We start from the raw sequence: 26331 nt of genomic DNA, 5'->3' as shown, positions 1-26331 counted from the left end.
TATTCCTTCCGTTCTCTTTTCAAATCAGAGGTATTTTCCCTTATTTTTCCATACACACTCTTCCTACAATGTGTTCATTTTCACGAAACAGCATTTTTAATTCCAAAATATGACATTTTTTTCATATGTTTATTGGTTATCATTAACATGGTTCTACATAGTGGCCAATTATTTAGAAAGGAGGGGAAATTGGGTATAGGCTGGTCGCTTTTTGTTCTTTGAAAATGGAATAGGGGGAAAAAACTTGCTTGCAAAACAAAAGAAAATGGTTAGGTTTATTATTCACGATCATGCTTATTGGATCGATCATTCTGCCGACAAGCTCCATCACAGCAGCATCTAATAAACTTCATACTTCCGCTAAAGATGAATTATCGGGGAAGAATCAAAAGAAAATCGCCGCAAAAGTACTTTCCCAATATGAAAAAAACGAAAAGGTAACCTTTCTCGTTAAATTCAAAGAACAAGTAGACACCAAGGACGTATCCTCAAAAGCTGCAAAAACAGCAAAATCACAAAAATTATCTGCAAATAATTCAAAGTTACTTAAACGATCAAGTGTAGTCTCTGAGCTTCGTGCTACTGCTCTTGAAACACAAGTCAATATTAAGAACTACTTAAAAAAGCAAGAAAAAGCCGGTAATGCAAAGGATTTTCAATCTTTTTATATTGTTAATGCGATTGCCGTGACAGCCACAAAGGATGTTATGGAGCAAATCGCAGTTTTCCCCGAAGTAGAAAAAATCATGCCAAATGAAACAAGACAGCTTATTACGCCGGCAAGCAAGACTGTCGCTTCAAAAGCCCTTAAAAGCTCAAGCGCAAGTAAAACGAAAGCAGAAACATCTTCCGTTGAGTGGAATATCGAAAAAATCGGGGCTCCTGCTGTCTGGAATATGGGCATTGATGGAGCAGGAACCGTCATTGCTTCCATTGATACAGGTGTCCAATGGAACCACCCAGCATTAAAAACCAAGTACCGCGGGTATAATCCTGCCAATCCAGATGTTCCAAACAATGAATACAACTGGTTTGATGCTGTAAGCGGACAAGCTTCACCATATGATGATTTAGATCATGGAACTCACACAATCGGTACGATGGTAGGTTCTGAACCAAATGGTGCAAATCAAATCGGGGTTGCCCCAGGTGCCACATTCATTTCCGTTAAAGCGTTTTCTGAAGATGGCGGGTCAGACATAGATTTATTAGAGGCAGGAGAATGGGTTATCGCTCCGAAAGATGCTTCTGGAAATCCCCATCCTGAGAAAGCACCTGATGTTGTCAATAACTCTTGGGGGGGCGGAGCAGGTCTCGACGAGTGGTACCGTCCAATGGTACAAGCCTGGAAAGCTGCAGAGATATTCCCGGAATTTTCTGCAGGAAACACTACATTATCAAATCCTGGCGGTGCTGGTTCAGTAGCGAATCCAGCGAACTATCCAGAGGCATTTGCCACTGGAGCAACCGACCTAAACAATAAAGTCGGCAGTTTTTCCTTACGCGGACCATCACCCTACGGAGAAATTAAACCGGATATTTCTGCACCAGGCGTCAACATTCGTTCTGCCGTTCCTGGCGGTGCATATGAAGGCGGATGGAACGGGACATCTATGGCAGGTCCTCACATTTCAGCGGTCGCTGCTCTATTAAGACAAGCAAATGCCAGCTTAACAGTTGACCAACTTGAGGAAATCTTACTAACAACTGCTACTCCATTGACAGACAATAATTATCCAGTAACGCCCAACCATGCCTATGGCTATGGCCTTGTAAATGCATTTGATGCAGTTTCATCAGTTGTAAGCGGACTTGGGAAAATTGAAGGAAAAGTAACCAAGTCTGGAGATGACTCAGAAGCAGCTGTCATTTCGCATCAAGCACCAGAAAAGTCGTATAAAAAAATGAATCTATCGCTTCAGGCTGAAGTGTCTGATAATGTAAGTGTCACTTCCGTTACCCTTAGCTATCAAAAAGCCGATGGAATTTGGGCTGAAATCAAAGGTGAAAGATCTGACGGTGACCATAAATCGGGAACGTTTGAGGCTACTATTCCGGGTTCGGAGTTGACGGAAGATACCATCGTTTATAAATGGACCGCTATAGACTTCGGTGGTTCAGAGACAGCTACAGATGATTATACCATCGATCTTTTGCCTGGAATTGGATTAGGTTATACAGAGGATTTCGAAGAGAAACCAACTGGATGGAGCTCATTTGGCACGAATAATGCCTGGGATTGGGGCGTTCCGTCAAGCGGACCAGGTTCTGCATCTTCCGGTCAAAAGGTTTATGCAACAAATCTTGCTGGAAACTATTCCAATGGTGCCAACATGAGTCTGCAAATGCCTCCAATCGATGTTCCAGAAGGGACAAGCTATTTACAATTTAAACATTGGTACGAACTTGAAAAGAATTATGATTTCGCCCATTTATTTATCTCTAAAGATGGAACGAACTGGGTTCAAGCAGCTCGTTTTAACGATAAATCAAATAGTTGGATTGATGGAGAAGTAAACCTTAGCCAATATGCTGGAGAACGAATCTATATTGCCTTTAATGTAACATCTGATGGTTCAGTCCAAAAACCTGGCTGGTATATTGATGATGTTAAATTGGCTGATACTGCCCTTCAACCGTCTGCAAAAGCTAAAAAAGGATTAGGTATTAACAAGTCTGACTCTTCCGTTTCAGCCAAACCGAAAGTTGATCCTGATAAAATTAAGCCCATTGCAGAAAAAGTGAAAAGTGACCCTGAAAAAGCTCAGCCTGCTCCATTACTTCTTCCATTGCAGGCTCAGGTCAGTGTTTTAGAAACAGGAAGATCTGTGTATACAAACCCACAAGATGGTTCCTACCAACTAACACATGCATCAGGTTCATACACTTTGCAAGCAGAAACTTATGGGTATCTATCGCAAACAGCAAGAGTCAACGTAGAACAGGATGACATAACAACTGCGAACTTTATACTTCAAGAAATTCCTAAAGGTACAATCAACGGTACAATCACCAACAAAATTTCTGGTGAACCAGTTTCTGGTGCTACAGTATACCTTCTTGAAGATGCTGCCATTAAACCGGTAACCACAAATTCAAAGGGTGAATACTCCTTAACTGCTTATGAAGGTAAATACACCTTGAAAGTCATGGCTCCTTCTTATTACGGCAATGAAGCATCAGTAACGATTTCGGACGGTAATAACTCCACGAAAGATATTGAACTGAAACCGTTCATCGGGTACCCAGATGAGATTAAGTATGACGACGGAACAGCAGAAAATGCCCGTGCCTATAATGCGGCAGGAAACAGCTGGGCAGTAAAGATGTCGCTAGCTTCGGGAAATAAATCGGCAAATGTAACCGGCGCTCTCTTACGCTTCTGGGATACCACATGGCCTGTTCCGGGCGGGACTGAATTCCAAGTTTCTGTATATGATGCTTCAGGAACAGAAGGATCGCCAGGTAAAAAAATCGCAGGTCCTTTCAATAAGACTGCGTTGCGTGACGGTCAATGGACACATATTGATCTGAGCGAGCATGGAATCATGGTTGAGGGTGATTTCTTTATTGTTTATACCCAATCGAAGGCCAATCCGAATGCTCCAGGATTAGGTACAGATGAAGATGGACCTAATTCAGGACGAAGCTGGCAGGGTGTCGGTGGTTCATGGTCGCAATCACCAACTGATGAAGGAAACTACATGATTCGTGCCACTGTCAATTACGAAGTGAAGGAACCTGTAATTACCTCTCCTAAAGACAATGCGTATTCGAATCAAAAAGAAGTAACAGTTGAAGGTATATCCGCACCTGCAACAAAGGTAGATATTTTTAACAAAGGTGAGAAAGTAGCAAGTACTGATTCAACTGAAACAGGAACCTTCACTGTTCCAGTCACATTAAGGAATGGTGAAAATACTTTGACAGCAAAAGCTCGAACTAGTCAAGGTTCTACTGAGGCCTCTCCATCTGTAAAAGTGATATTGGATACGGCTAAACCGGAACTTGCGATTGCTGCACCTGTAGACGGTTCCAAAACCAACCGTGAATCGGTAATCGTTACAGGTACGATTTCGGATGAAAATCTTAATAATGTCAAAGTAAATGGTCAGAAAGCTACTGTGAAAGACAACACCTTCACCTATCGACTTATGTTGAATGAAGGTATCAATAACATTAAGGTAGTCGCACTGGACAAGGCAGGCAATAAAAGCACTAAATCCGTCTCGATCGATGCAAAGTATATCGCCCCGGAAATAACTGATTTATTGCCGAAAGAGGATAAGATCTTGAAAAGCGGCGAATCGGTCAAAATCGAATTTGACAGTGAACCCGGACTAACAACCAGTTTCTCAATACTGATGCCTTTGACAAATGCAAGGAGCATCGCAAATGCAACTGAATTGCCGATGAAAGAAACATCTTCAGGACATTATGTTGGCTACTATACTGCAACAGCGAATGTAAAGGCACCTGGTGCCGTTGTGGAAGTAAAAGCTGCAGATGGTCATGATAATATCACAACCCAAAAAGCGACTGGCATCCTATGGATTAACGCTAATAAATAAGTACAAAGGCCATGCTTCCCTTTCATGAAAATGGGAAGCATGGCTTTCAAATGTTATAATGGTACTGAAAATTAGCTTTTGATATCATTTTGATTCCAGATTATTTCGCCCTGGTAATGCACTTTCTTTTATTTTTTTGGCAATGGATTTGTTGCAACTTTTTCGAAAAACCGCTCTACATATTCAAAATCCGTGTAGAAGAACAATAATAGATCACCAGGTTGTGATGTTTCCCAAGCTTTTACGAATGCGTCCAATTCATTAATAACGATAAATGCCTGATCTTTATGTAACCCTGCTTCTACCGCAGCTTCCTTAAGCAGCCTCGCTACTTCAAGAGGCTCCCTTCCCCGCAAATCATCGTCTTCTTTAATGATGAACAGATCAGAATTCATTGCCGCCACCTTGGATAGTCTGATGAGCTCATCATCAATACGGTCTCCCGGTCCTGCCAAAACAGTGATAAGACGATTTTTGTTATAGGCACTGACCGTTTCGAATATGGCCTTTAATCCTGCTTCATTATGGGCATAGTCGATGATGATCGTTCGCTCATTCAGCTTTTTTAAATTGAAACGCCCTTTGGACAAATTCGTATCAGGCATAAACGTGACAGCCTTCCTTCTTAGTTCTTCCATGGAAATCCCTTGGGTTTGGGCTGCGGCTAACGCCTGAAGTAAATTGGCGATATTATGACGTGCATTGCCGGAAATCGTTATTGGAATCATCGAGCAATCCATAAACTGAGAAATGACACCATCTGATGAATGGCAGATCATACCTTGTTCATTGACAAACCAAACTTTACATCCTCCCTTAATCGCGGCCTTCACCTGAGGCTGGGTGGCATCTGTAGAAGTATAAATCACTTCCCCATCTGTAAAAGCTTCCATAGCAGCTACATTCGGATCATCTGCATTCAGCACACAATAGCCTGTTTTTTGAACGATTTCGGCTACCAGCCTCTTTAATTTTATGAGATCATCCAATGTTTCAATTCCATCACGGCCGAGGTGATCCTCACTAACATTTGTAATGATGCCAACATCACACTGACGAAATGCCAGACCTTCACGCAGAATCCCCCCCCGTGCCGTTTCTAATACAGCTACATCAACTTCAGGATGTGCCAATACCATTCTTGCACTGACCGGGCCACTGCAGTCACCTTGATCCAATACCTTATCGCCGATATATACTCCATCGGAATTCGTCATTCCTACCTTCGTATTTTCATTTGAAAGAAAATAATGAACCAATCGGGTCGTTGTCGTTTTTCCATTTGTTCCGGTCACCGCGATGATCGGTATCGCCGCCTCTTCCCGTGTCGGAAATAAATAATCGATAATGGCTTTGCCTACATCCCTTTTTTTTCCTTCACTCGGATAGTGATGCATTCGAATTCCCGGTGCAGCGTTCACCTCGATTATCGCAGTCCGTGAATGTTCGATTGATTTTGAGATATCCTCACAGATCAAGTCTATTCCGGCTATATCCAAACCGATTGCTTTTGCGGCAGCACGCGCCATATTCTTAATGGTTGGATGGACCTGGTCCGTTACATCTATTGCCTTTCCACCAGTCGAAAGATTTGCATTGCCGACAACTTGAACCACTTCTCCTTGATTCGGAATTGTATCCAGTGTCCGGTTCGATTTTTCCAAATAACACGTCACGGTATGTGTAAGAGGGATTTTTGACATCGGTTTTTCATGACCTTCTCCACGCAATGCATTACGATTTTCCTTTTCTATCAACTTACGTATCGTTTCCTTACCGTTTCCAATAACATAGGGAGGAAGCCTTAAACTAGCGGCTATAAGTTCTTCATTTACTATCAATATCCTGTAATCATGTCCTTCAATATGTCGTTCGACAATGTACTTCTCCACATGCGGCTCCAAACAATTGACTACATTGAATAGTTCATCCTTATTTTTGATATGGGTGATGACACCCTCTCCCTGTCTGCCGTTATACGGTTTTATAACCAGTGGAAAACCCAGCTTGTCCGCTGTGGTAAAGATTTCTTCAATGGAATGGGCAATATCCCCTTCAGGTACAGAAAGGCCACACCCTTTTAATATAGATTTGGTCAATGATTTATCACATGAATTCTCCACGGCAATATTCGAAGTCTGGCTAGAAATTGTCGCCTGGACATACTTTTGCCTTGAACCGGTTCCTATACGTAGTAAACTTTCATCACCCATTCGCTCGACAGGGATATCTTTTGCCTGCGCAGCCTTAAAAATGGCTTCTGTACTAGGCCCCAGTTTATTTTTATAATATAGCTGCTCTATTTGTTTTACATAAAATTGTACATTTATAAGGTTTTCACCATTCAGGATGGCTTCCACGATATCTTTTGCTGCTAAAAAAGCTTGAAGACCTGACTGAGGCTCCTTATAGTCGAAGGTTACATAATAATGACCCTTCTTTTCCATCATTACCGTTTTTCCCCGAATGGCATCAATTCCAGCTAAGTTTTGAAGCTCAATCGTCATATGCTCTAAAATATGTCCCATCCATGTACCTTTTCTAAGCCTTTCAGCAAAACCGCCTCGATACCCTTTTGAACATGTATGGCTTCCCAGGTTCGGGAGCGTCCTCAATAATTTTTCATTGAATCCAGGAATCGAATCAGATGGTTTCTCTTCCAGTTCCCCTATATCCAATTCAATGCAAATCGTTGGTGTATAAGCAAAATAATTAGGTCCTTTTAAATAACGGACTCGATTGATAATCATGGTTGGATCCCCTTTTTCATCAACAATTTCCTGGTAAGCAGGTCAAAACGGTATCCCCTGGTAAGTGCATGAAGATTAAATCCCGAGAGAGTCAACTCTTCACTGCCATTATCGGAAGATGTGATATTGATATAATCACTGTTGCTGCCATCAAGAACTAATACTTGATGTTGGCCAAATACTTCAAAATATCCTTCTTTAACTAAAATTGCTGTATTTTCATCAATGCCAATACCCATAATTTCTTTATTCCCTGCTATCGCACTTAACAGACGGTCAAAGCGGCCACGCTGGGAAAAATGTTGGTCAATGATCAGGTCGTCAAGGAAGCCGAAACCTATCCCAATCTCTACCTTTAACTTATTATCATTCAGCATCGTGTCAGCAGCAACGATCATATGCTTACCTAAAATGGAGGCGCCAGCACTTGTCCCTGCTATCACCATTCCTTTATGCCAGGCATTAGAAAGGGCATGATGGAATTTGGATTTTCCAATCCGCTCAGATAACCGGCTTTGGTTTCCTCCAGTAATGAAGATGGCGGAAAAGGATATCAGCTGTTTACAAATCGCCGGATCGTCTGCATCCTGCCTTGAATCCAGCTTGATCACTTCCACCCTGTCCACGCCTAAATCCCTGAAAATCTTGATATACTCGGTACTCACTTCCTCAGGAATTTCACTCGCTGTAGGCAATATTCCTATTCCGCCATCTGAACGGTTTGCAAGCTCGACAAATTTATTTAATACTTCACCTTCAAGGCACTTATCCTCTGCCCCGCCAATGATAAGTAATTCACCACAATTCATTCCTCATACTCACCTTTACAAATGGATTAAGATCATTAAGTTGCTCTATACAGAACACATAATGACTAGTATGGCAACTTGTCTAAGTCTTCATTCATAAAAATGGCAAACAGCAGAATTTTGTTTAACTTAATGAAAAGAGAGGAAAAGTAATAGAGAAAAAAATAAAAGGAGTGTGCAAAGATGAGCCAAAACCAATTAAAAGAAAAAGTATTGAACATCATCCGTGATCATAAAATAGGAGTTTTATCATCTGTAGAAAATAACAAACCACATTCACGCTATATGACATTTTTTAATGAAGAATTAACTTTATACACGCCAACGAGTGCAAATACGGAAAAAATTGCTGAAATTGAAAAGAATCCAAATGTTCATATCCTGATTGGTTATGAAAATGAAGGATTAGGCGATTCTTACTTAGAAATCTCAGGTACCTCGAAAATTAACGATTCACAGGAATTAAAAGATAAATTATGGAATAAGTCATTTGAAAATTGGTTTGACAGTCCAAACGATCCAAATTATTTAATCCTTCAAATTAAGCCTGAAAGCATCCGGTTGATGAACAACAATGGTCAACCTCCACAAGAGTTAACATTATAAAAAATTATTATTTGGCATTCACGAGTAAATGTGCGAAATTTACGAGTAAATGTGCGAAATTCACGAGTAAATGTGCGAAATTTACGAGTATATAACCGAAACTCACATAAAATAAAACTATCGCTATAAAAGCCAGTTTAAAACCCGCACTCATATGACTTGAGTGCGGGCTTTTTTCACGATTACACCAACTCTGATTGTATATAATGCAAAATCAGATTGGCCGTATGTTTTAATGAAGAGATATGTGTTCTCTCAAAGGCGTGAGATGCATCAATCCCCGGTCCGATTAGACCATGCACGACATCATACCCTGCCCGGATTGCAGCGGAAGCGTCCGATCCATAATACGGATAAATATCGACACGGTAGTCGACAGCATTTGCTTGGGCAAGTGTGACAAGATGCTGACGCAATTTATAATGATAAGGGCCTGAGGAGTCTTTAGCACAAATGGAAACGCTGTATTCATCCGTCGATTGTCCATCACCGATCGCTCCCATATCGACGGCTAAATATTCGACTGTTTTCTCTGGGATATTGGAATTACCGCCATAGCCGATTTCTTCATTGTTGGAAATCAGGAAATGGGTCGTATATGCCAATTTTATCTCTCCTGCGGAAATGAGGTCAATGATATGAAGGAGGATGCCAACGCTAGCTTTATCATCCAAATGCCTTGATTTCAAAAAGCCTGTATCTGTCATTTCCACTCTCGGTTCAAAGGAGACAAAATCTCCAACTGAAATGCCAATGGCCTCCGTTTCCGCCTTGGTTTTCACGACTGCATCGATACGGACTTCAATTGTCTCATCATCACGCTTGGCATCCCCGGCATTTTTATATACATGGACAGAGGTCTGATTGATTAAAATGGTCCCGGTGATAATCGCCCCATCAGCCGTATGGATTTTACAATACTCCCCTTCCACTGAATTCCATCGGAAACCACCGATCATCGTCAATTTCAAACGGCCATTCGGCTTAATTTCCTTGACCATGGCTCCTAGTGTATCAACATGTGCTGTCAGCAAACGATGTTTACCATCATCTTCGCCTTTTAATGAAGCAAGTAATGCTCCTTTATTCGTGATCTTGTAAGGGACCTGCCTATTTTCCATGAATTCAGCCGCATATTTAATGACTTGCTCCGTATAGCCGGAGGGACTGGGTATTGATACTAACTCTTTTATGTAAGATACGATTTTCTTTTCTTCGATAATACTCATACATATCTCTCCTTTCCTCTTTTTTTTATTATATCTGTTCATGCCAACTTTTAACATATAAAGGACCGCCAAATGGCGGTCCTTATATCGATTTAACTCATATGGGCCAAAATAGGCAAGATGGCCATGACTAATGTAGTAATGCCATATATCGCCAAATTCTCCATATTCATTTTTCTTTTCCATTTATCGCGCCATACTTTATATCTGCTCATATCTTCGTTTCTCATAAAAAAACCTCCTCCATGATGAAAGTTCAACTTATTTCAACTTTCTTTGCTTGTCGGAAATTCCTTCATATATTCCAAGAAGGTAATTCTCATTTCGTCTCTATAGACAACAATGTCTGCAAAGATTTCCTCTTCAAGAGGTCTCAGTAAACGACCAACCGATTAAAGTAAACAATATTTCTAACTCTCTCTTTGTTCATTAGGATTTCTCACTTCCATCAATATCACCCTTCCAATTACTTACTATTTTCTATATAACCTATATCCACTTCATTGAAACGCAAAAAAATCGACCGCCCATAAAGGCAGCCGATAGTCATCAAATAAATTATTTCGTTACACCCACATTATGCCATTGATATTGGCGGCCAGCAAGGTAATCATATCCCGTAACGCGTTCATTCACTCCCGCCAATTGATAACGGAATAATGTCGGAATGACTGGAACCTCTTCATGAATCAACTCTTGCCACTCATTATACGTATCGATCCGATATTGATCATCGAATGCTTCCTCTGAAATCCCTTTAGCAAGAAGCTCATCATTTTTATCATTTACCCAGCGGGTATAGTTAAATTCTGCAGATCTAGACCATAAGCCTGATGGATCCGGATCGGAAGCGACCCCCCATGCAGCTTGATAAATATCAACTTGGTCATTATCCTTTTTCAATAGGTCGTAGAATGAATTGAACTCATGCAGCCTTCCATCCTGCAATTCAACGTCTAATCCCACTTGTCCCCATTGTTGGATATAATACCTTGCTAGAGGCTCAGAAACATCGGAGCCACTCATGGAAGCAAAGTTAATCTTGAACTCTTTTCCATCCGCATCTTCACGAATGCCATCCTTATTTGTATCTACAAATCCTGCTTCATCCAAAAGTTTTTTCGCTTTTTCAGGATCATATTCATATGCTTTTACATCTTTATTGTTATATTTAAAGTTTGGTGTAATGACCGAGTTGGCAGGGAAGCGAAGGCCCTTGAACATCTTTTCGCCAACTTCTTCATTATTGATGGCATAGGCCATTGCCTGGCGAAGGCGCTTGTCTTTGAATTTTGGATTATCATCCATAACATTTTCTTCTTTTTTCTTATCATAATGACCGAAATTGAAACCAATATAGGAATAAGCCAATTCAACTTTACCCAATAATTCGACATTATCCAATTCCTTGGCCTGATCATATTGCTCAGCCAGGACCTCAGCTACATCAAGGTCACCATTTTCAAGGGACTTAACGACAACAGACGGATTCACGACTTTCAATGTCACACTATCCAATTTAGGTGCACCGCGATAATAATCTTTATTCGCTTCGAATTCGACCGCTTCCCCTTGAACGATCTTCTTCACTTTAAATGGTCCAAATCCAATCGGGTTTTTACGAATTTTATCAGAAGATTCCAACTTCGCAATTGGAACATCTTTTAAGTATTCTTTATGAAGCGGATATGTCCATAATCCAGTCGTGACAGAAGGATTTGCTTTCTTGAAAGTAAAAGTAATTTTCTTACCGTCCACTTTAATGCCTGAAATGCTATCTGCTTTACCTTCATGATATTCCTTCATACCTTCGATTAATTCCATCTGTTCATCATAGCGTACACCTGTGTAATCTTTGCTTCCAATAACAAGGTATGCATATTCTAAATCGGCACCAGTCACAGGCTTCCCATCTTGCCAATTTACATTATCCTTAATCGTAAGTGTAAACGTTTTATGATCGTCTGAAAGCTCATAGGTAGCGGCACCTTCATTCGTGAAAACATAGTTTTCATCTGTATCCAATAAATCTTCATCATCCATGAAAGTAATGATTTGGTGATCTGGTTCGCCTTGATAGTAAACTTTGTTTAATATCCCTTCAAACGGGGTATTGGATACCAATCCATATGTCAAATGGCCGCCTTCAATAGGCTCTCCTTGATTAGTCGTCTTTGTCGGGAATTTAGAGGCATCGATCTGCTCGACATCTTTTCCTTTTTTCTCTTTCGTTGATGATTTCTCCGTATCATCCGAACATGCAGCAAGCAGTAGAGACGAAATGGCCAATGCACTTAATACCTTACTGTAGCTATTGATTTTCATATCCTACACTCCCCTTTTTTATCCTCTTCTTTGTCTTGCATCGGCGGCGCGTTTTAACGCTTGACCAACGAAATTTATACTCAGCATCAACACTAAAATCATGAGTGATGCGGGTACCCATATCCACCACTTGTTTTCCAGAACATCTGGATTTTGAGCATAACTGATAAGCGTCCCGAGACTCGGTGTGCTCTCCGGAAGACCGAACCCTAAGAAAGTCAAACTGGATTCTAGGCCAATATTGCCTGCAAGATTCAAAATGAAATTTACGATAATCAGTGAACTGACATTAGGCAGAAGCTGAAACAAGATGATTTTCCAATGTGGCGTCCCGAGTGTTTGTGAGGCGTGGATATAGTCCAACTCACGCTCTGACAAAGCTTTTGAACGAATTAGCCGTGCCTTTCCTGTCCATAAAAACATCGTCATGATCAATATGAAAACATACACATTGAATACTGGTACAATCGTGACTACAACGATGATGAACATCAATTGAGGTAGGGCAATCACGAAATCGATAACACGCATGATCACATTATCGGTTGCCCCGCCAAAGTAACCAGCAAGAAGCCCTAATGATAAACCGATGATTGCCGTGAATAAGGTAATGAACAAACTGATGGTAAATGAGTTTCTCGTACCGATGATCAGTTGTCCGAATACATCCCGGCCACCATAATCGGTACCGAGCCAATAGTCTGAAGATGGCTCCAGATAAATGGAGAGGAAATCGACCTTGGCAATTTCTTTGGCATCCATGAAGAAAGCCGCACCATAAACAAACAACAAAATAGCTGCTAATATAATCAATGAGCCCATGGCAAGTTTATCCTTTTTAATTTCCTGCCAGATGATTTTGATTCCTGAAGGGCTTACATCTTTCACTTGTATGTTCTTTCCGGTTTCTACTTTCATTTCCATACGACTCACCCCGCTCCTATTCTATCCGTATGCGCGGATCGACCGCACTAAGTATGATGTCCGAAAGAAGGGTGCCAAGCAGAGTGGCAAATCCCGTCATCATGACGATGGCCGTCACTACACTGAAATCCCGCAGACTGACTGAGCTAAGGAAAAGCTGCCCAAGTCCCGGATAACTGAAAATGGTCTCGATTATGACCGCGCCGCCGATCAATCCAGTAATTTCATAACCTAAGAATGCTGCTATCGGTAAAAAAGAATTTCTAAGGATATGACGTGAATATACTTTTGATTCAGGCACTCCCTTTGAACGCGCAGTCCTGACGAAATCCTTGATTTTATTATCGATGATTTCATTTCGCAAATATTGGATCGTACTTGTAGTTGCAATTAATGCTGTACTTAAAGCTGGTAATATCAAATGATTGATCTTACTTATAACATAGGCGAATGTGCCTTCATCCACTTTTGAATCGACACTGCCTCCGGATGGGAACCAATCCAAGGCGAATCCGAAAATGAATAACATGATTAACGCAAAGATGAAAATCGGTGTGCCAAACCCTGCATAACTATAACCCGTAACGGTTTTATCCACCCATGTATCGTTATACCTTCCGCTAAGTATGCCTAATGGAATAGCAAGCATATATGTAAAGATCAGAGTGACCAACGCCAGGAACACCGTGTTCCAAAGCCTGTCTTCGATAACATCCATAACGGGCGTTTTATGTGTATAGGAAATACCGAAATCCCCCTGTACAGCATTGGATGCCCACCTTAAATATTGTTGATACCAAGGGTCATTCAGACCCAATTCTTCCCTGATCCTATCGAGCTCGGCTGGATTGGCCCTGGGGTTGATTTCCTGGCCTGATAAGGCATCTCCCGGCATGGCTTTGGCCATCATGAAAACGATGATGCTCAATAAAAAGAGCTGCGGGATCATACCTAATAAACGTCTGAGGATAAACTTCCACATATTCTTTCCACCTCCTTATTGTAATGCGACTCTATGTGTTGCCGAGATTGGCTTCAAATCGTAAGCACGTCCATTCTCATCGAAATATTTCGAGTAGGTTGACTCATATTCTGAAGTGAGTTTTTTTCTAAGCTGCACTTTATCCTCGCGAACTTCCGGCTCTAAATCTGGAATGGCGGCAATCAGGCGTTTCGTGTAAATATGTTGGGGATTTTCATAGATTTCCTCACTTTTGCCTTCCTCTACTAATCTACCACGATACATAACGCCCATCCGGTCACACATATGCCGGATTACACCCAAATCATGCCCGACAAACAAATAAGTCAAATTGAACTCCTGTTGGAGATCCTGAAGGAAATTCAAAACTTGTGCCTGAACGGAAACATCCAGGGCTGACACTGGTTCATCAGCAATGATCAGCTTAGGCTTCAATGTCAATGATCTGGCTATTCCAATCCGCTGGCGCTGGCCCCCTGAAAATTCATGAGGATACTTGTGAATCGATTCAGGACTAAGCCCGACTTTGTCCAAGAAGTCCTGGACGATTTTCTTTTCCTCCGCTGGTGATAACCGTTCGAAGTTCCTCAGCGGTTCGGCAATGATGTCCAGCACCCTCTTCTTGGGATTTAATGATGAATACGGGTCTTGGAAAATCATTTGGATATCTTTTCTAAATGGTTTAATCTCTTTTCTACTTAATGATGCTAAATCCCTGCCTTCAAACAGGATTTGTCCGGATGTCACATCATTCAGCTTAACCACTGCCTTGCCTGTCGTGGACTTGCCGCTACCGGATTCTCCTACCAAACCATATGTCTCCCCTTGCTGCAGTTCAAAGGAAACACCGTCCACAGCCTTTACGTGATCGACCACCCTTCGGAAAAAACCGCCCCTTATTGGAAAATGCACTTTTAAATTATCTACTTTGAGTAATGTCATGTGTCGATGCATCTCCTTCAGCTTGAAAATAAAATTCTTTATAGCAGGTACATCGTACAAAATGATCGTTGCCCACATCGTGAAGTCGGGGCGCCTCTTCATGCGCATGTTTTGGTATCCAAGGAATCCTATCCTGGAAACGGCAACCTATCCTATCCATTTTCGCTATCGATGGGACGATTCCCTCAATAACGTGCAAACGGTTTTTCTCATTTGTAGCCGAAGGAATCGAATTTAATAACGACCTCGTATATGGATGCAGCGGATTATTGAATATCTCTTTAACAAATCCCGTTTCCACTACCTGTCCGGCATACATGACAACGATCCTGTCAGCGACCTCTGCAACGACGCTCAGATCATGTGTAATTAAGATGATCCCCATTTTTGTCCTGCTTTGGATATCTTTCAGCAAATCAAGTATTTGCGCTTGAATCGTAACATCCAGTGCCGTCGTGGGTTCATCGGCAATGACCAGTGCAGGGTTGCAAGCAATGGCAATCGAAATCATCGCCCTTTGCCGCATTCCACCCGAGAGCTCATGCGGATATTGCTTGTACGTCCGTTCAGGATAAGGAATTCCGACTTGTGTCAAAAGCTCTATTGTCCTGTTCTTTTTTTCATCCCTGGAAAGTTCAGTATGGTAATCAAGATTCTCCTCGATCTGTTTTCCAATGGTCATGAGCGGGTTCAAAGCCGTTAAAGGTTCCTGGAATATCATGCCCATTTCCTTACCACGGACTTTATTCATTTGCATATCATTCAACTTTAGTAGATTTTGGCTTTTATAATTTATGGTTCCTTCGGATTTCGTTCTCTGCTTATTATGTAATTGCATGATAGATAAGGCCAATGCACTCTTTCCACAACCTGATTCACCAACAACTGCAACAATTTCATTTTCATTCACCGTAAATGAAACATCATCCACCGCTGCATGATATTTGTTACGGATTCGAAATGAGGTAGTTAGGTTCTCTATTTGCAAAATAGCTTTCTTCATCCTTGATCCCCCTAAACTATTTTATCGAGAAAATAACTAATCTTCTGATAATTATTTAAAATTTTAATCAATTTTTTACATTTATACAATAGTTTTCATCCAAAATAATCACATTTTTTTCATATTTTATAACTACAGGAATATTTTTCTGCAATAAAAAGTCATTTTCTTTATGACTGTTATACAGTAAAGTTATGAAGCCCGGTTATTTGTGCAGAACGATTATTAAAAAATTTATTATCTTTAAATAACTATCGATAAGTTTATATCTATTTATTGAACATATCGATTTACATACCTTAATATGATTTAGAATAAAAATATTTTAATATTTCAGAAAAGTTAGTTTAATTGTAAGGATATCATAAAATAGGTAATTATTTCATATATATTTCGATACTTTCGAAAAAACAACTAAATTTATTAAATGTAATGAAACCTTTTTAAAACAGATCCGTAGAAATCGGTAGCAAATAAATGATGAGGTGATTGAATGTATTCACAAACTGTACAAACATATATGCCTTCCGTCATGAGGACGTTCGCGTTATCTCTAGCAGTTTCCGTTTTAGGGATGGCTCTCGGCACTTTTATTCCGCCATCTTTGTTTCTTCCCTTAGCGATCCTCGAGATCGCCATGTTGATTGGAGCATTCATCATGCGGAGGAAAAAATCTATCGGGTACACATTCTTGTATAGTTTTACGTTAATTTCAGGAATAACCACCTATCCGATCATTGCACACTACTTAGCAGCTGAAGGGGCAAATGTGGTAATCTTAGCCGGTGTTACGACGACAGTTGTATTTGGAGGACTGGCGGTTTATGCGACAACCACCAAAAGGGATCTTTCTTTCTTGGGAGGCATGTTATTTGCAGCCTTGCTGGCTTTAGTGGTTATTAGCCTTTTCAACATTTTCTTTCCATTAAGCTCTACAGCCATGCTGGTCTTTTCATTTATTGGTATTTTAGTTTTCAGTGGTTATATTTTATATGATTTCAATCGAATGAAGCATTACGGGGTAACAGCCGAAGAAGTACCGCTCATGGCCCTGAATCTATATCTTGATTTCATTAACCTTTTCATTAACATCTTACGTTTCTTTGGTATTTTAGCAAGTGATGACTAAAAGGATGGTATCCAATCCTACATGGTAACAGAAAAAGACGCTTGGCTGATCCAAGCGTCTTTTCACGTATGTGCCCCATGGGTAAAAAAGCATCTATCAGGTATTTTATATAAATCACTGTATAAAACCAATTCATGAGAGTTCCCCAAAAATTTTGAACCCCTGGCAATGAACTGCTGAAGGTACCGTATCTTATTTATATAATCCTGGATTTGATTGATCGGTCCATGGCAGTTTCACACCGAAGGTACTTGCAATGAACTGTGTATCTTCTCTTCTTTTTTTCCTTATTTGGGCCCGTTGTTTTGCCGATTCATTTAAATTCATTTCCATCTCTGTTTCGGGAACCAAACGCGGAACCGGAATTGGTTTACCTACTTCATTAATGGCAACAAAGGTCAAAAAGGAAATGACGCATAAATTCCGATCTCCTGTAACTAAATCCTCCGCAATCACCTTTACGATGATTTCCATTGATGTTCTGCCCGTATACGTCACGAAGCTTTCAAGGCAAACTGCATTTCCTTCGTGAATAGGGTGCAGAAAATCGACAGAATCAGTTGATGCCGTCACGACGTTGCTTCTCGCATGCCGCATGGCGGATATAGCCGCTACATCATCAATGTATGCCATTAATTTGCCTCCGAACATCGTACCAATATTATTTGTATCCGGCGGGAGGACAAGGCTTGTTTTTATGACCAAAGAATCCCGGCAATGTTTTATTTCTTCCATGGTGACTGCACTCCTTTTTGTCTGATTTCTCACTAGTCCACTTTATCGAATTCTTACCTGTAAAGCAATATACATGCTTATTTTCCTGCTATTAGTCAAAATTATTCGGCCTTAAAATAAAGCGCCACACTTTCACTGCCCTTTTGGTTGCTTGCCTTGTTGCAGCTCACGCAGGCTCAAGCCAAATGTCATTTGTAAATGAGGATAATCCTTAAACCCTGCCCAATCCCCGCCCCAATCAAAACCTAACCCTTTAGCGATGGTTACGACTTCCATCCAATCCGACTTCCCATTATGATTGCCATCATAACCCATATCCCAAATGGCCTCGCCTTGTTTGTTAAGGAGGGCAAAATCTATCGCCAAACCGAAATTATGAAGCGACTCCCCTCCTTTTGCATTCGTTACGACTTTGCCCTTGGTTAATCGGCCTTTTTCATAGAGTTCATTTTGCTCGGCTAATGACCGGAACCCCGCTGTAATGATTACCGGGATGCCTTTGTCATTAGCCTGTTGAATGAGCTCATCTTTTTTTTCGGCGACGATCGGATTAAGCTCGTCAGTCAGTTTGATTTCATCTAGATCAGGCGGAAGCATATACTTGAACAAGAGCCCCAACAATAATCCGAAAAAGCCCAATACCAAACATGTCCTTACCCAAGTAGCTTTCACTGAAAAATCCTTCCTTTACGAATAACAGTCAGAAAGTGAAAAACTCAACCAAAGACGGATGAGTTTTTCTTCTATTATAACTTTGATTTCAATTCTTCTATTTGCATTAAATGCCGTTTTTCATGAAGTCCCACGAAAGCAATCCATTGCTTCAAGCTTAATTCTTTAAACAAAGGGTGAGGAAAAGACTTTTGTTCGAGATCATTTCGTTTTGCATGATCAACTACTTGTATAAAGGCTTTGCGGGATTCGGACAACTTATCCTTAACCTTGCTCAAAGTTTGGAATGATTCTGACGGAATGACAAATGGCGGGGCCTGAACCTTCAATTCTCGATTTAAAGTAAGCTCGATTGGTTTATCCACAGCTGGAATGCTTTCATCGCTTTTCAATTTATCGGCAATATTCCTTGTTATGGCCCTCTCCATTAAATATAAATGATCCAATACCTGAATGATGCTCCAACGTCCTTCTTCAGGATGGGTGTCCAGTTGTTCATCCGATAGTCCTTTGACCGCAATTAAAAGTTCTTCCCTGATATTTTCATTTTCATTCATCTATAGCATCTCCTCTTATGGCCTGGCTAATCTCCTTTAATTATTCCATTTTCTATATGAATGTGTAAAATAATAATGCTTTTTGACAGAAACGAACCGATTTATAGTTGTCTATTTTTCGAAAAGCTCTATGATAGTCATAAAGGTAAAATTCACCTAATACAAACAACTTCCGAAATTCCATATAGCTCCAAATAGCAATGACTTTGCGATGTTGTAAGCAATAATAAAGAACATAAAGAAAAATCATTACTTCTGCACATACTATATATACAAAACTATAGGTAGTATGCGAGGAGACAATACCTATAGTGAAGGAACCTAATGCCACACCTAAATCATTGAATAAAAAAAACGTTGAAGTTGCTAACCCTTTTCGCTCAGTATTTACCGACTGAACAGAAGAGTTTGCAAAGCAGGTTGAAGAACACCAAACTCTACTCCTATGATTGCTCCCGCACTTAAAAATGCATTCATGGTATGTGCTTGACTCAAAATGATCATACCTATGATAAAAATTAATACGAACGGATATACTATATGATTTGCTCCTTTACGATCAAATAGTTTTCCAACAAATGGACGTGACAGTATTATAAAGAGTGCGAAGATTACAAAGAAATAACTTGCAATAGATGTCATACCTAATGCCTCAGCATAAATAGGGATAAAAGTAAAGCAAGCCCGCAAGCAAAAGTAAGAACAGCAGCCATTAAACCAATGGGAACAGTCTCAACCTCAAAAAAACCCGGATAAGGGACACTTTTTTATGTATGTCCGTTATCCAGGGTATAATTCAGCCTTCTGTGCATTTTTGCTTTCATTTGAAATGATAACTTTCCAAAATCCGATTCGTAATGAGCTGATATCCCTTTTCATTGGGATGAATCTTATCACTGAAATACTCGGTTTTCTTTTTATTCTCAAAAAGATCATTTGTAGGAATGAATACCATCCTTTTATCCTTTTTCGCTATTCCCATTATTGATTGGTTATAATCTTGGATGTGCTTTTCAAGTTTTTGATTGTCTTTAATCGGATTATACAGTCCCACTACAAGTATATCCGCTTTATCGTTTGCCTTTATCAGTGTCGAAGTAATCTTATCAAGATGGTTGATATACTCCCGTTTACCCTCATCGATTTTTCGATCACTTATTTTCTTCAAGTCACCGCCGTTACTATTGATCAAGTCATTGGTTCCAATATAAACGATGAAAGTATCGGCTTTATCAAGTTTCGATTTAATGCGGTAATCATCAAGCTGATTCATGACCCCATCCGTTTCCTGACCTTTTATACCGTAATTCCAAAAACTCACTTTTTGTTCCGATTCCGGATTATTCAATTCATCCTCCAGACCTTCTACATATCCCTCCCCGTCCTTATCCCCTTTTCCATAGGTTAACGAATCTCCAAAAGCCATTACCCTTTGCACATCTTTCGACTCCGAGGCCTGAAATTTATATGCAGCAAAACAAATAACTAGTACAATAATTAACAAACCTGCTACTTTTTTCATTGGTTTCTCCTTTTGTCTATTTACTATGAAGTATTTCATCATTTTAAATACCCAAAAATCTGTAGTTTTAACCATACAAAAATGAATTGTCAGATAAATAGTAAAGAGTGTATGATAATATAAAACTTTCAATGGATTGGGCTTCATTCACCGGCCTTTATGTAAGCGGGATGATACCCTTTATTCTGGAGATTGAATATAAATGATAGATAGGAGTTTAAATGATGGCAGAGCACATAGAGTTTAGGGAGGCAGCACTTTCGGATTTACCCAGAATCGTTGAAATATATAATTCGACAATTGCTTCAAGAATGGTCACGGCAGATACGGAACCTGTATCCGTACAATCGAGGGTTAAATGGTTTGAGGAACATCATTCAGAAAGTCGACCGCTATATATCATTACTATAGAAGGGCAAACTGCCGGATGGATGAGCTTTCAATCTTTCTATGGCCGGCCAGCTTATGATTCTACGGCCGAAATCAGCATTTATATCGATGATTATTTCCGGGGAAAAGGAATCGGACAAATTTCGATTCAAAAGGCAATTGAAGTGAGCCCTAAATTAGGGGTGAAGACTTTATTAGGTTTCATTTTTGCCCACAATATACCTAGCCTGAAGCTTTTTTCAAAATTCGGGTTTGAAAAATGGGCAAATTTGCCTCGAGTTGCAGAGCTCGATGGCATTGAAAGAGATTTGATTATACTTGGGAAACGTGTCGATCATTAAAATATTCATTTAAAAGCTATTGCCTTGAGCAGTAGCCTTTTTCAGATTAAACGAGGCCGAAATGGAGAATTTAGAAATACCTATATACTTTCTTAAGGGAAAAATATTCAGAATCTCTTTTATTTGTTAAAGCATTCAACAGCGTATCCAATTCTTGGCTTGCTTGAACAGTTAGAAGACTTGTTAAACCATAAATTGCCGCCAATTTGATCATTTCTTGTCTCTTCTCTTCTACTTTTTCTACAGTTACCTTCTGGCAAAGCATCAAGCCACCTCCCATTTATTCAATTTTTTTACACCTTCATCATAATGAAACTTATAGTTAAAATCAACTATTTATTTGAAATTAAATGTGTAATTTTACTGTTTAAATGTGACAAAAAGCCTATTTCATTTTCTAAATATGTATATATTGTGTCATCCCCTATATAAACATAAATAAAAAAAGCATCCACAAGTATTGACTGCGAATGCTTACATCATATCTCTTATCCCAAGATTATAGCCTATCGGATACTATGTCATCCATTCCGAAGGAGACTCGTTATTAGGTCTATTTATTACAATCTTATATTCATTTTCAAGTACTTTTAACGGGGCATCATAAAGGTGCCTTTCATCAGAGGTTTTGTATACTCCATTGGCCAATAACTCTTCAATAAGCATTGCCTTCCTCTGTTCAATCCTCTTAAATAATTCTGCCATGTAAATGGCTCCTTTCCTAGTCATCATAGAGCCGCTTCTAGTTGAGCTAAACTGTATTAACCGGTTTGATTTCACCAAATTATATATACCTTTTCTAGTATTCCACTAAACGTTATTCCGCAAAAATAAAAGCCTCTTCTAATTCAAGAAGAGGCTTACAGTGTCCGTACGGCTCTTCTTATCTTCCAAGCAAATGCTTGTTGGATTTAGCACAGTTCCCAAAATGGGTCTGCTGCCGAGGTTTCTTTGGGCCAAGTCCCTCCACCTCTCTGGATAAGAATTCAATATATAAATGATGTAGAAATGATTTTATCCCAATAAACATCAAAAGTCAATTACCTGGTTCTTCCTTTTCCACTTGCCATAAATGGGTTTCCCCTTTCAAATGTGGGTTGCATTTTCTTGTCTTTCTGATATGATGTCAGTAATTACATACAATTCACACCACTAGGGGAGTCTTTTTTTAGACTGAGATGGAATTAGTTCCGGACCCTTTGAACCTGAACCGGCTCATACCGGCGGAGGGAAGTGGATGATATCGTCCATTTGCAGACTTTATCCATCTACCCCGTTCCGTATTCAGGAGCGGGTTTTTTTATGGATGTAAATAGGGGATCTATTCTAAAGGAGGATGAACAATGGAGAATACTAAATTAGAAACCTTCAGTGAAAGACTTCATGGACGGGCAAAAGAAATTTGGAAAAGGAACCATTCACATCCCTTTGTCCAGGCAATTGGAAACGGCACGCTACCTGAAAAGAAATTTTCTTATTATTTGAAGCAGGACTATATCTATCTCATGGAATATTCCAAGCTTTTTGCTCTAGGTGTCATCAAAGCCCATAATATCGAAATCATGGCAAGGTTCTCCAGTATTTTAAACGAAACCCTTCAAGTGGAAATGGATATCCATCGGCAATATGCTTCGGAATTCGGAATCAGTACCAAGGAATTGGAAGATACAGAACCTACGCCTACCACTTTAGCCTATACGGGTTACATGCTAAATGCAGCTCAGCATGGGACTTTGGCAGACCTCATCGCTTGTCTCCTACCATGTGCTTGGGATTATTATGAAATCGGTTTGATATTAAAAAAACAAAATGGTGAAGCATTGGAAAACAACCGCTACGCAGATTGGATAAGGTCCTATTCATCTCCTGAATTCGGTGAGGCACACAAGTGGCTGATTGCTTTATTGGAAGAATTAACAAGAGGCATGCCTGAAAAGGAACTTCTGAGATTAGAAAAGCACTTTTTGGTGACTTCCCGATATGAATATTTATTCTGGGATATGGTTCAAAATGAACAGGATTGGCCACTGTAGGTATTGACATGATGATGAATCCAATCAAGAAAATGACGTTGACTGCCATGATCACGGGTATAACGACTCTGACCAGTTCATTTATTTTCATCCCTGTCGGATTTGCTAAAATCTTCCCTATACAGCATCTGGCAAATGTCCTGACAGCCGTTTTATTGGGACCTGCCTATTCGGTAACACAAGCTTTATTAGTTTCCATCATTAGAAACATGTCTGGTACCGGTTCAATTTTCGCCTTTCCTGGCAGCATGATAGGTGCACTATTGACTGCCGTCCTTTATCGAAAAACACAAAGCTTGAAATTCGCCTGTCTAGGGGAAGTGATTGGGACCGGCATTCTCGGATCCCTATCCTGTTATCCACTTGCACTCCTCCTATTGGGGGAAAAAGCTGCTCTTTTTGGTTTTTTACCAGCTTTTATGCTTAGTTCATTCGCAGGTGCGCTTTTAGCTTTCATATTACTTAAAATACTTCTAAAAAATAATTATATGAAGGGGATTTTTTATGAAAACAGCATTAACCATCGCAGGCTCTGATTCAGGGGGCGGTGCTGGAATACAAGCAGATTTAAAAACCTTTTCTGCACATGGTGTCTTTGGAATGTCTGCCATTACAGCCGTTACTGCACAAAACACAATGGAAGTGCGTTCAGTTCAGGCCATCGAAACAGCTATCATCTCGGATCAAATTGCTGCCATCTTTGAGGATATTCATGTCGATGCAGTAAAAATAGGAATGCTTGGATCAAAAGAAATAGTGAAAACAGTCGCTGCGTCCATTAAAACCTACTTACCTTCCATCGTTATCCTTGACCCAGTCATGATTTCAAAAAGCGGCCACCATTTGCTAGACGAAAAAGCTGTCACTGCCTTAAAAATGGAATTGCTTCCGCTTGCAACACTTGCAACCCCGAATGTACCAGAAGCGGAAGTCCTTACTGGCTTGTCGATTCGAACGAAACAAGATTTTTACAGGGCATGCATATCCATACATGAACTAGGTTCTAAAGCCGTTTTACTTAAAGGGGGCCATGCAGCAGGAAATCCAAACGATCTTTTTTATGATGGAACTGACTTCCAATGGATCAAGGGAGAACGCATTCATACACAAAACACACATGGTACAGGCTGTACCCTATCATCCGCCATTACATCCAACCTGGCAAATGGACTGCCATTGAAAGAGTCGATTGAACTGGCCAAGACCTATATTTCCGAAGCGATACGTAATAGCTTTTCAATCGGTAGGGGGCATGGACCTGTCCATCATTTTCATTCATTTTCAAAAAAAGAACGGAGTGACTTAATATGAATGTAGCTGCAGCCGATTTATTCGTGAAAGTACGAGAAAGAAAACCTCTCGTTCACCAAATCACCAACTTTGTTACGGTCAACGACTGTGCCAATGTCACCCTTGCCATCGGTGGCTCACCTGTAATGACATCGAGCCCCAGTGAAGTGGCGGATATGGTCAAATTAGCGAATGCATTGGTCCTGAATTTCGGTACGATTGATGATAAAGCCTTAGAAGCAATGGAGATTGCCGGCAGGACGGCAAATGCCCTGAATATCCCAGTCATTTTGGACCCGGTGGGAGTGGGTGCCACCTCCTATCGGACAGAGAAAGTCACAGAGCTTCTAAGTAAGGTTACTTTCCAAATCATTCGCGGAAATGCGAGTGAGATCCTTCGATTGATGGGGGGGGATATCGTTACACGCGGAGTGGATTCAGGGGAACTAGCGATTAGCAATGCAGAGCTGGCTGCACAAGCAGCAAATAAATTGAATAGTATCATCGTGGTCAGCGGGGCTAAGGATGCGGTCAGCGACGGAAAACATACGTCAATTATCGACAACGGGAATCTCCTTTTAACTAATGTTACTGGTACCGGATGCATGGCCACTGCTCTTATCGGCACCTTTTCCGGAGTCACGGACGATTTCTATTCTGCGGCAATTGCCGGTATCTCGACCATGAGCATTTCAGGGGACCTGGCAGCTGCAAAACTTCAAGAAGATGAAGGGACAGGAACGTTTCGAGTGCGATTAATGGATGCAATATCAAGAATGGATAAGGAAATATGGATGCATGAGGTGAAAATAAATGAAGAAGTCCCAAATTGATTTAAGTCTATATTTAGTTACGGAAGAGTCGATAGCAATAGAAGAATTGACCAAAATCATTGCAGAATCGGTTTCAGGAGGAGTTTCGATCGTACAACTTAGAGAGAAAAACAATTCCTCCCTCTCCTTTTATAAAAAGGCTTCTGCATTAAAACAGTTATTGAGCGAGCTGTCCATTCCCCTTATCATTAATGACCGGGTAGATATAGCACTCGCTGTTGAAGCGGACGGAATTCATATTGGGCAAGATGATCTTCCACTGCCTGTCATCAAACAAATGGTTCCTGACGATATGATTGTCGGTGTTTCAGTCTCCACACTTGAAGAAGCTCTCGAAGCCGAACAAAATGGAGCAGACTATATCGGAGTCGGTTCCGTTTTCCCTACGAAGACCAAACAAGATGCAACGCTAATGGCCATTGAAGATTTGGAGGAAATTTGCCGCAGCGTATCGATTCCTGCCGTAGCAATCGGGGGTATCACAGCCGATAACATTTCCTCACTTTCAGATAGCGGGCTATCCGGTACCGCGGTCGTTTCAGCAATCATGAATGCAGATAGTCCAAAGATTGCCTCCGAACTCCTTTTAAAAATAATAAAAGACTTTAAGTAAAATCGAGTAGGAGGAGGCGCCTAGCCTCCGACCTCTCACACCACCGTACGTACCGTTCGGTATACGGCGGTTCAG

24 protein-coding genes, 1 pseudogene and 2 riboswitches are annotated in these 26331 nt (G+C 40.5%); of the genes and pseudogenes, 9 read left to right on the top strand and 16 right to left on the bottom strand.

Features of this window, described 5'->3' with window-relative positions; all coding sequences use genetic code 11:
- Positions 1 to 290 precede the first annotated feature (290 nt).
- On the top strand, positions 291 to 4571 hold the full coding sequence (locus tag N9I19_RS00120) for a S8 family serine peptidase (protein ID WP_317776841.1): 4281 nt from the start codon (positions 291 to 293) through the stop codon (positions 4569 to 4571).
- Positions 4572 to 4699: 128 nt separating this feature from the next.
- Here N9I19_RS00120 and cphA read toward each other — a convergent pair whose 3' ends face one another.
- Positions 4700 to 7321 (bottom strand): cyanophycin synthetase, encoded by a 2622-nt coding sequence (gene cphA, locus N9I19_RS00115; protein ID WP_317776676.1) that lies wholly within the window; start codon positions 7319 to 7321, stop codon positions 4700 to 4702.
- The gene (locus N9I19_RS00110) at positions 7318 to 8130 is read right to left on the bottom strand and encodes a cyanophycinase (RefSeq protein ID WP_317776675.1); all 813 of its coding nucleotides are present in this window, start codon (positions 8128 to 8130) and stop codon (positions 7318 to 7320) included. Before N9I19_RS00110 ends, cphA begins: the two co-directional genes overlap by 4 nt.
- Before the next feature lie 183 nt (positions 8131 to 8313).
- Between N9I19_RS00110 and N9I19_RS00105 the strand changes: the two genes are divergently transcribed.
- Entirely contained in the window at positions 8314 to 8736 is a 423-nt protein-coding gene (locus tag N9I19_RS00105; RefSeq protein WP_317776674.1) for a pyridoxamine 5'-phosphate oxidase family protein, read from the top strand.
- Between the two features lie 182 nt (positions 8737 to 8918).
- Here the strand turns inward: N9I19_RS00105 and N9I19_RS00100 are convergent, their stop codons facing one another.
- The 7 genes from N9I19_RS00100 to N9I19_RS00070 all read right to left on the bottom strand — a co-directional run bounded on the left by N9I19_RS00100 (position 8919) and on the right by N9I19_RS00070 (position 16141).
- Positions 8919 to 9965 (bottom strand): M42 family metallopeptidase, encoded by a 1047-nt coding sequence (locus N9I19_RS00100; RefSeq protein WP_317776673.1) that lies wholly within the window; start codon positions 9963 to 9965, stop codon positions 8919 to 8921.
- 92 nt (positions 9966 to 10057) lie between these two features.
- A complete protein-coding gene (locus N9I19_RS00095) occupies positions 10058 to 10195 on the bottom strand; it encodes a hypothetical protein (RefSeq protein ID WP_185147851.1) in 138 nt (45 codons plus the stop codon).
- A 328-nt stretch (positions 10196 to 10523) separates the two neighbouring features.
- A complete protein-coding gene (opp4A, locus tag N9I19_RS00090) occupies positions 10524 to 12290 on the bottom strand; it encodes an oligopeptide ABC transporter substrate-binding protein (protein ID WP_317776671.1) in 1767 nt (588 codons plus the stop codon).
- Positions 12291 to 12308: 18 nt separating this feature from the next.
- The gene (locus tag N9I19_RS00085) at positions 12309 to 13208 is read right to left on the bottom strand and encodes an ABC transporter permease (protein WP_061466008.1); all 900 of its coding nucleotides are present in this window, start codon (positions 13206 to 13208) and stop codon (positions 12309 to 12311) included.
- Between the two features lie 22 nt (positions 13209 to 13230).
- Entirely contained in the window at positions 13231 to 14196 is a 966-nt protein-coding gene (gene opp4B, locus N9I19_RS00080; protein WP_317776670.1) for an oligopeptide ABC transporter permease, read from the bottom strand.
- 15 nt (positions 14197 to 14211) lie between these two features.
- Positions 14212 to 15138 (bottom strand): ABC transporter ATP-binding protein, encoded by a 927-nt coding sequence (locus N9I19_RS00075; protein ID WP_125160886.1) that lies wholly within the window; start codon positions 15136 to 15138, stop codon positions 14212 to 14214.
- A complete protein-coding gene (locus N9I19_RS00070) occupies positions 15116 to 16141 on the bottom strand; it encodes an ABC transporter ATP-binding protein (protein WP_317776669.1) in 1026 nt (341 codons plus the stop codon). Before N9I19_RS00070 ends, N9I19_RS00075 begins: the two co-directional genes overlap by 23 nt.
- A gap of 493 nt (positions 16142 to 16634) precedes the next feature.
- Between N9I19_RS00070 and N9I19_RS00065 the strand changes: the two genes are divergently transcribed.
- The gene (locus N9I19_RS00065; protein WP_317776668.1) at positions 16635 to 17270 is read left to right on the top strand and encodes a Bax inhibitor-1/YccA family protein; all 636 of its coding nucleotides are present in this window, start codon (positions 16635 to 16637) and stop codon (positions 17268 to 17270) included.
- Positions 17271 to 17462: 192 nt separating this feature from the next.
- Here the strand turns inward: N9I19_RS00065 and N9I19_RS00060 are convergent, their stop codons facing one another.
- From N9I19_RS00060 to N9I19_RS00045, 5 genes and pseudogenes are all read right to left on the bottom strand, one after another.
- Positions 17463 to 18005, bottom strand: coding sequence for an acyl-CoA thioesterase (locus tag N9I19_RS00060; RefSeq protein ID WP_061462186.1), 543 nt, complete (start codon positions 18003 to 18005; stop codon positions 17463 to 17465).
- A 132-nt stretch (positions 18006 to 18137) separates the two neighbouring features.
- A complete protein-coding gene (locus N9I19_RS00055) occupies positions 18138 to 18677 on the bottom strand; it encodes a M15 family metallopeptidase (protein ID WP_411730386.1) in 540 nt (179 codons plus the stop codon).
- Between the two features lie 74 nt (positions 18678 to 18751).
- Complete coding sequence (locus N9I19_RS00050; RefSeq protein WP_317776667.1) at positions 18752 to 19234, bottom strand: DinB family protein; 483 nt, start codon at positions 19232 to 19234, stop codon at positions 18752 to 18754.
- Positions 19235 to 19621: 387 nt separating this feature from the next.
- Positions 19622 to 19939, bottom strand: a pseudogene (locus tag N9I19_RS25090) (MFS transporter); the annotation flags it as partial.
- Between the two features lie 115 nt (positions 19940 to 20054).
- A complete protein-coding gene (locus N9I19_RS00045) occupies positions 20055 to 20756 on the bottom strand; it encodes a DUF459 domain-containing protein (RefSeq protein WP_317776666.1) in 702 nt (233 codons plus the stop codon).
- 224 nt (positions 20757 to 20980) lie between these two features.
- Between N9I19_RS00045 and N9I19_RS00040 the strand changes: the two genes are divergently transcribed.
- Positions 20981 to 21487, top strand: a complete 507-nt coding sequence (locus tag N9I19_RS00040) for a GNAT family N-acetyltransferase (RefSeq protein WP_089364156.1) — start codon at positions 20981 to 20983, stop codon at positions 21485 to 21487.
- A 70-nt stretch (positions 21488 to 21557) separates the two neighbouring features.
- Here the strand turns inward: N9I19_RS00040 and N9I19_RS00035 are convergent, their stop codons facing one another.
- Positions 21558 to 21752 (bottom strand): aspartyl-phosphate phosphatase Spo0E family protein, encoded by a 195-nt coding sequence (locus N9I19_RS00035; RefSeq protein WP_125160892.1) that lies wholly within the window; start codon positions 21750 to 21752, stop codon positions 21558 to 21560.
- 251 nt (positions 21753 to 22003) lie between these two features.
- Positions 22004 to 22192: a Fur-regulated basic protein FbpA gene (locus N9I19_RS00030; RefSeq protein ID WP_061462181.1), complete on the bottom strand. Its 189-nt coding sequence runs from the start codon at positions 22190 to 22192 to the stop codon at positions 22004 to 22006.
- 175 nt (positions 22193 to 22367) lie between these two features.
- Positions 22368 to 22472: riboswitch (SAM riboswitch) on the bottom strand.
- A 159-nt stretch (positions 22473 to 22631) separates the two neighbouring features.
- Positions 22632 to 22736, top strand: a riboswitch (TPP riboswitch).
- Between the two features lie 94 nt (positions 22737 to 22830).
- Here N9I19_RS00030 and tenA point away from each other — a divergent pair.
- The 5 genes from tenA to thiE are packed head-to-tail and all read left to right on the top strand — an operon-like array spanning position 22831 to position 26256.
- Complete coding sequence (tenA, locus tag N9I19_RS00025) at positions 22831 to 23520, top strand: thiaminase II (protein WP_317776665.1); 690 nt, start codon at positions 22831 to 22833, stop codon at positions 23518 to 23520.
- A gap of 14 nt (positions 23521 to 23534) precedes the next feature.
- Positions 23535 to 24056 (top strand): energy coupling factor transporter S component ThiW, encoded by a 522-nt coding sequence (gene thiW / locus N9I19_RS00020; protein ID WP_317776839.1) that lies wholly within the window; start codon positions 23535 to 23537, stop codon positions 24054 to 24056.
- Positions 24025 to 24831 carry a bifunctional hydroxymethylpyrimidine kinase/phosphomethylpyrimidine kinase gene (thiD, locus tag N9I19_RS00015; RefSeq protein WP_061462178.1) on the top strand — a complete coding sequence of 269 codons (807 nt, stop codon included), beginning with the start codon at positions 24025 to 24027 and terminating at the stop codon, positions 24829 to 24831. Before thiW ends, thiD begins: the two co-directional genes overlap by 32 nt.
- On the top strand, positions 24828 to 25643 hold the full coding sequence (gene thiM / locus N9I19_RS00010) for a hydroxyethylthiazole kinase (RefSeq protein WP_317776664.1): 816 nt from the start codon (positions 24828 to 24830) through the stop codon (positions 25641 to 25643). Before thiD ends, thiM begins: the two co-directional genes overlap by 4 nt.
- Complete coding sequence (gene thiE, locus N9I19_RS00005; RefSeq protein ID WP_061462176.1) at positions 25624 to 26256, top strand: thiamine phosphate synthase; 633 nt, start codon at positions 25624 to 25626, stop codon at positions 26254 to 26256. Before thiM ends, thiE begins: the two co-directional genes overlap by 20 nt.
- Positions 26257 to 26331 lie beyond the last annotated feature (75 nt).

This window comes from Peribacillus sp. CSMR9 (assembly GCF_033141925.1).
GTDB lineage: Bacteria > Bacillota > Bacilli > Bacillales > DSM-1321 > Peribacillus > Peribacillus simplex_A.
The sequence above is the reverse complement of the archived record's forward strand: the minus strand, read 5'-3'. Positions and strand labels throughout refer to the sequence as shown.

Coding starts and splice junctions, on each gene's coding strand:
- N9I19_RS00120 (WP_317776841.1), top strand. CDS start 291: ATGCTTATTGGATCGATCATTCTGCCGACAAGCTCCATCACAGCAGCA.
- cphA (WP_317776676.1), bottom strand. CDS start 7,321: ATGATTATCAATCGAGTCCGTTATTTAAAAGGACCTAATTATTTTGCT.
- N9I19_RS00110 (WP_317776675.1), bottom strand. CDS start 8,130: ATGAATTGTGGTGAATTACTTATCATTGGCGGGGCAGAGGATAAGTGC.
- N9I19_RS00105 (WP_317776674.1), top strand. CDS start 8,314: ATGAGCCAAAACCAATTAAAAGAAAAAGTATTGAACATCATCCGTGAT.
- N9I19_RS00100 (WP_317776673.1), bottom strand. CDS start 9,965: ATGAGTATTATCGAAGAAAAGAAAATCGTATCTTACATAAAAGAGTTA.
- N9I19_RS00095 (WP_185147851.1), bottom strand. CDS start 10,195: ATGAGAAACGAAGATATGAGCAGATATAAAGTATGGCGCGATAAATGG.
- opp4A (WP_317776671.1), bottom strand. CDS start 12,290: ATGAAAATCAATAGCTACAGTAAGGTATTAAGTGCATTGGCCATTTCG.
- N9I19_RS00085 (WP_061466008.1), bottom strand. CDS start 13,208: ATGAAAGTAGAAACCGGAAAGAACATACAAGTGAAAGATGTAAGCCCT.
- opp4B (WP_317776670.1), bottom strand. CDS start 14,196: ATGTGGAAGTTTATCCTCAGACGTTTATTAGGTATGATCCCGCAGCTC.
- N9I19_RS00075 (WP_125160886.1), bottom strand. CDS start 15,138: ATGACATTACTCAAAGTAGATAATTTAAAAGTGCATTTTCCAATAAGG.
- N9I19_RS00070 (WP_317776669.1), bottom strand. CDS start 16,141: ATGAAGAAAGCTATTTTGCAAATAGAGAACCTAACTACCTCATTTCGA.
- N9I19_RS00065 (WP_317776668.1), top strand. CDS start 16,635: ATGTATTCACAAACTGTACAAACATATATGCCTTCCGTCATGAGGACG.
- N9I19_RS00060 (WP_061462186.1), bottom strand. CDS start 18,005: ATGGAAGAAATAAAACATTGCCGGGATTCTTTGGTCATAAAAACAAGC.
- N9I19_RS00050 (WP_317776667.1), bottom strand. CDS start 19,234: ATGAATGAAAATGAAAATATCAGGGAAGAACTTTTAATTGCGGTCAAA.
- N9I19_RS00045 (WP_317776666.1), bottom strand. CDS start 20,756: ATGAAAAAAGTAGCAGGTTTGTTAATTATTGTACTAGTTATTTGTTTT.
- N9I19_RS00040 (WP_089364156.1), top strand. CDS start 20,981: ATGGCAGAGCACATAGAGTTTAGGGAGGCAGCACTTTCGGATTTACCC.
- N9I19_RS00035 (WP_125160892.1), bottom strand. CDS start 21,752: ATGCTTTGCCAGAAGGTAACTGTAGAAAAAGTAGAAGAGAAGAGACAA.
- N9I19_RS00030 (WP_061462181.1), bottom strand. CDS start 22,192: ATGGCAGAATTATTTAAGAGGATTGAACAGAGGAAGGCAATGCTTATT.
- tenA (WP_317776665.1), top strand. CDS start 22,831: ATGGAGAATACTAAATTAGAAACCTTCAGTGAAAGACTTCATGGACGG.
- thiW (WP_317776839.1), top strand. CDS start 23,535: ATGAATCCAATCAAGAAAATGACGTTGACTGCCATGATCACGGGTATA.
- thiD (WP_061462178.1), top strand. CDS start 24,025: ATGAAAACAGCATTAACCATCGCAGGCTCTGATTCAGGGGGCGGTGCT.
- thiM (WP_317776664.1), top strand. CDS start 24,828: ATGAATGTAGCTGCAGCCGATTTATTCGTGAAAGTACGAGAAAGAAAA.
- thiE (WP_061462176.1), top strand. CDS start 25,624: ATGAAGAAGTCCCAAATTGATTTAAGTCTATATTTAGTTACGGAAGAG.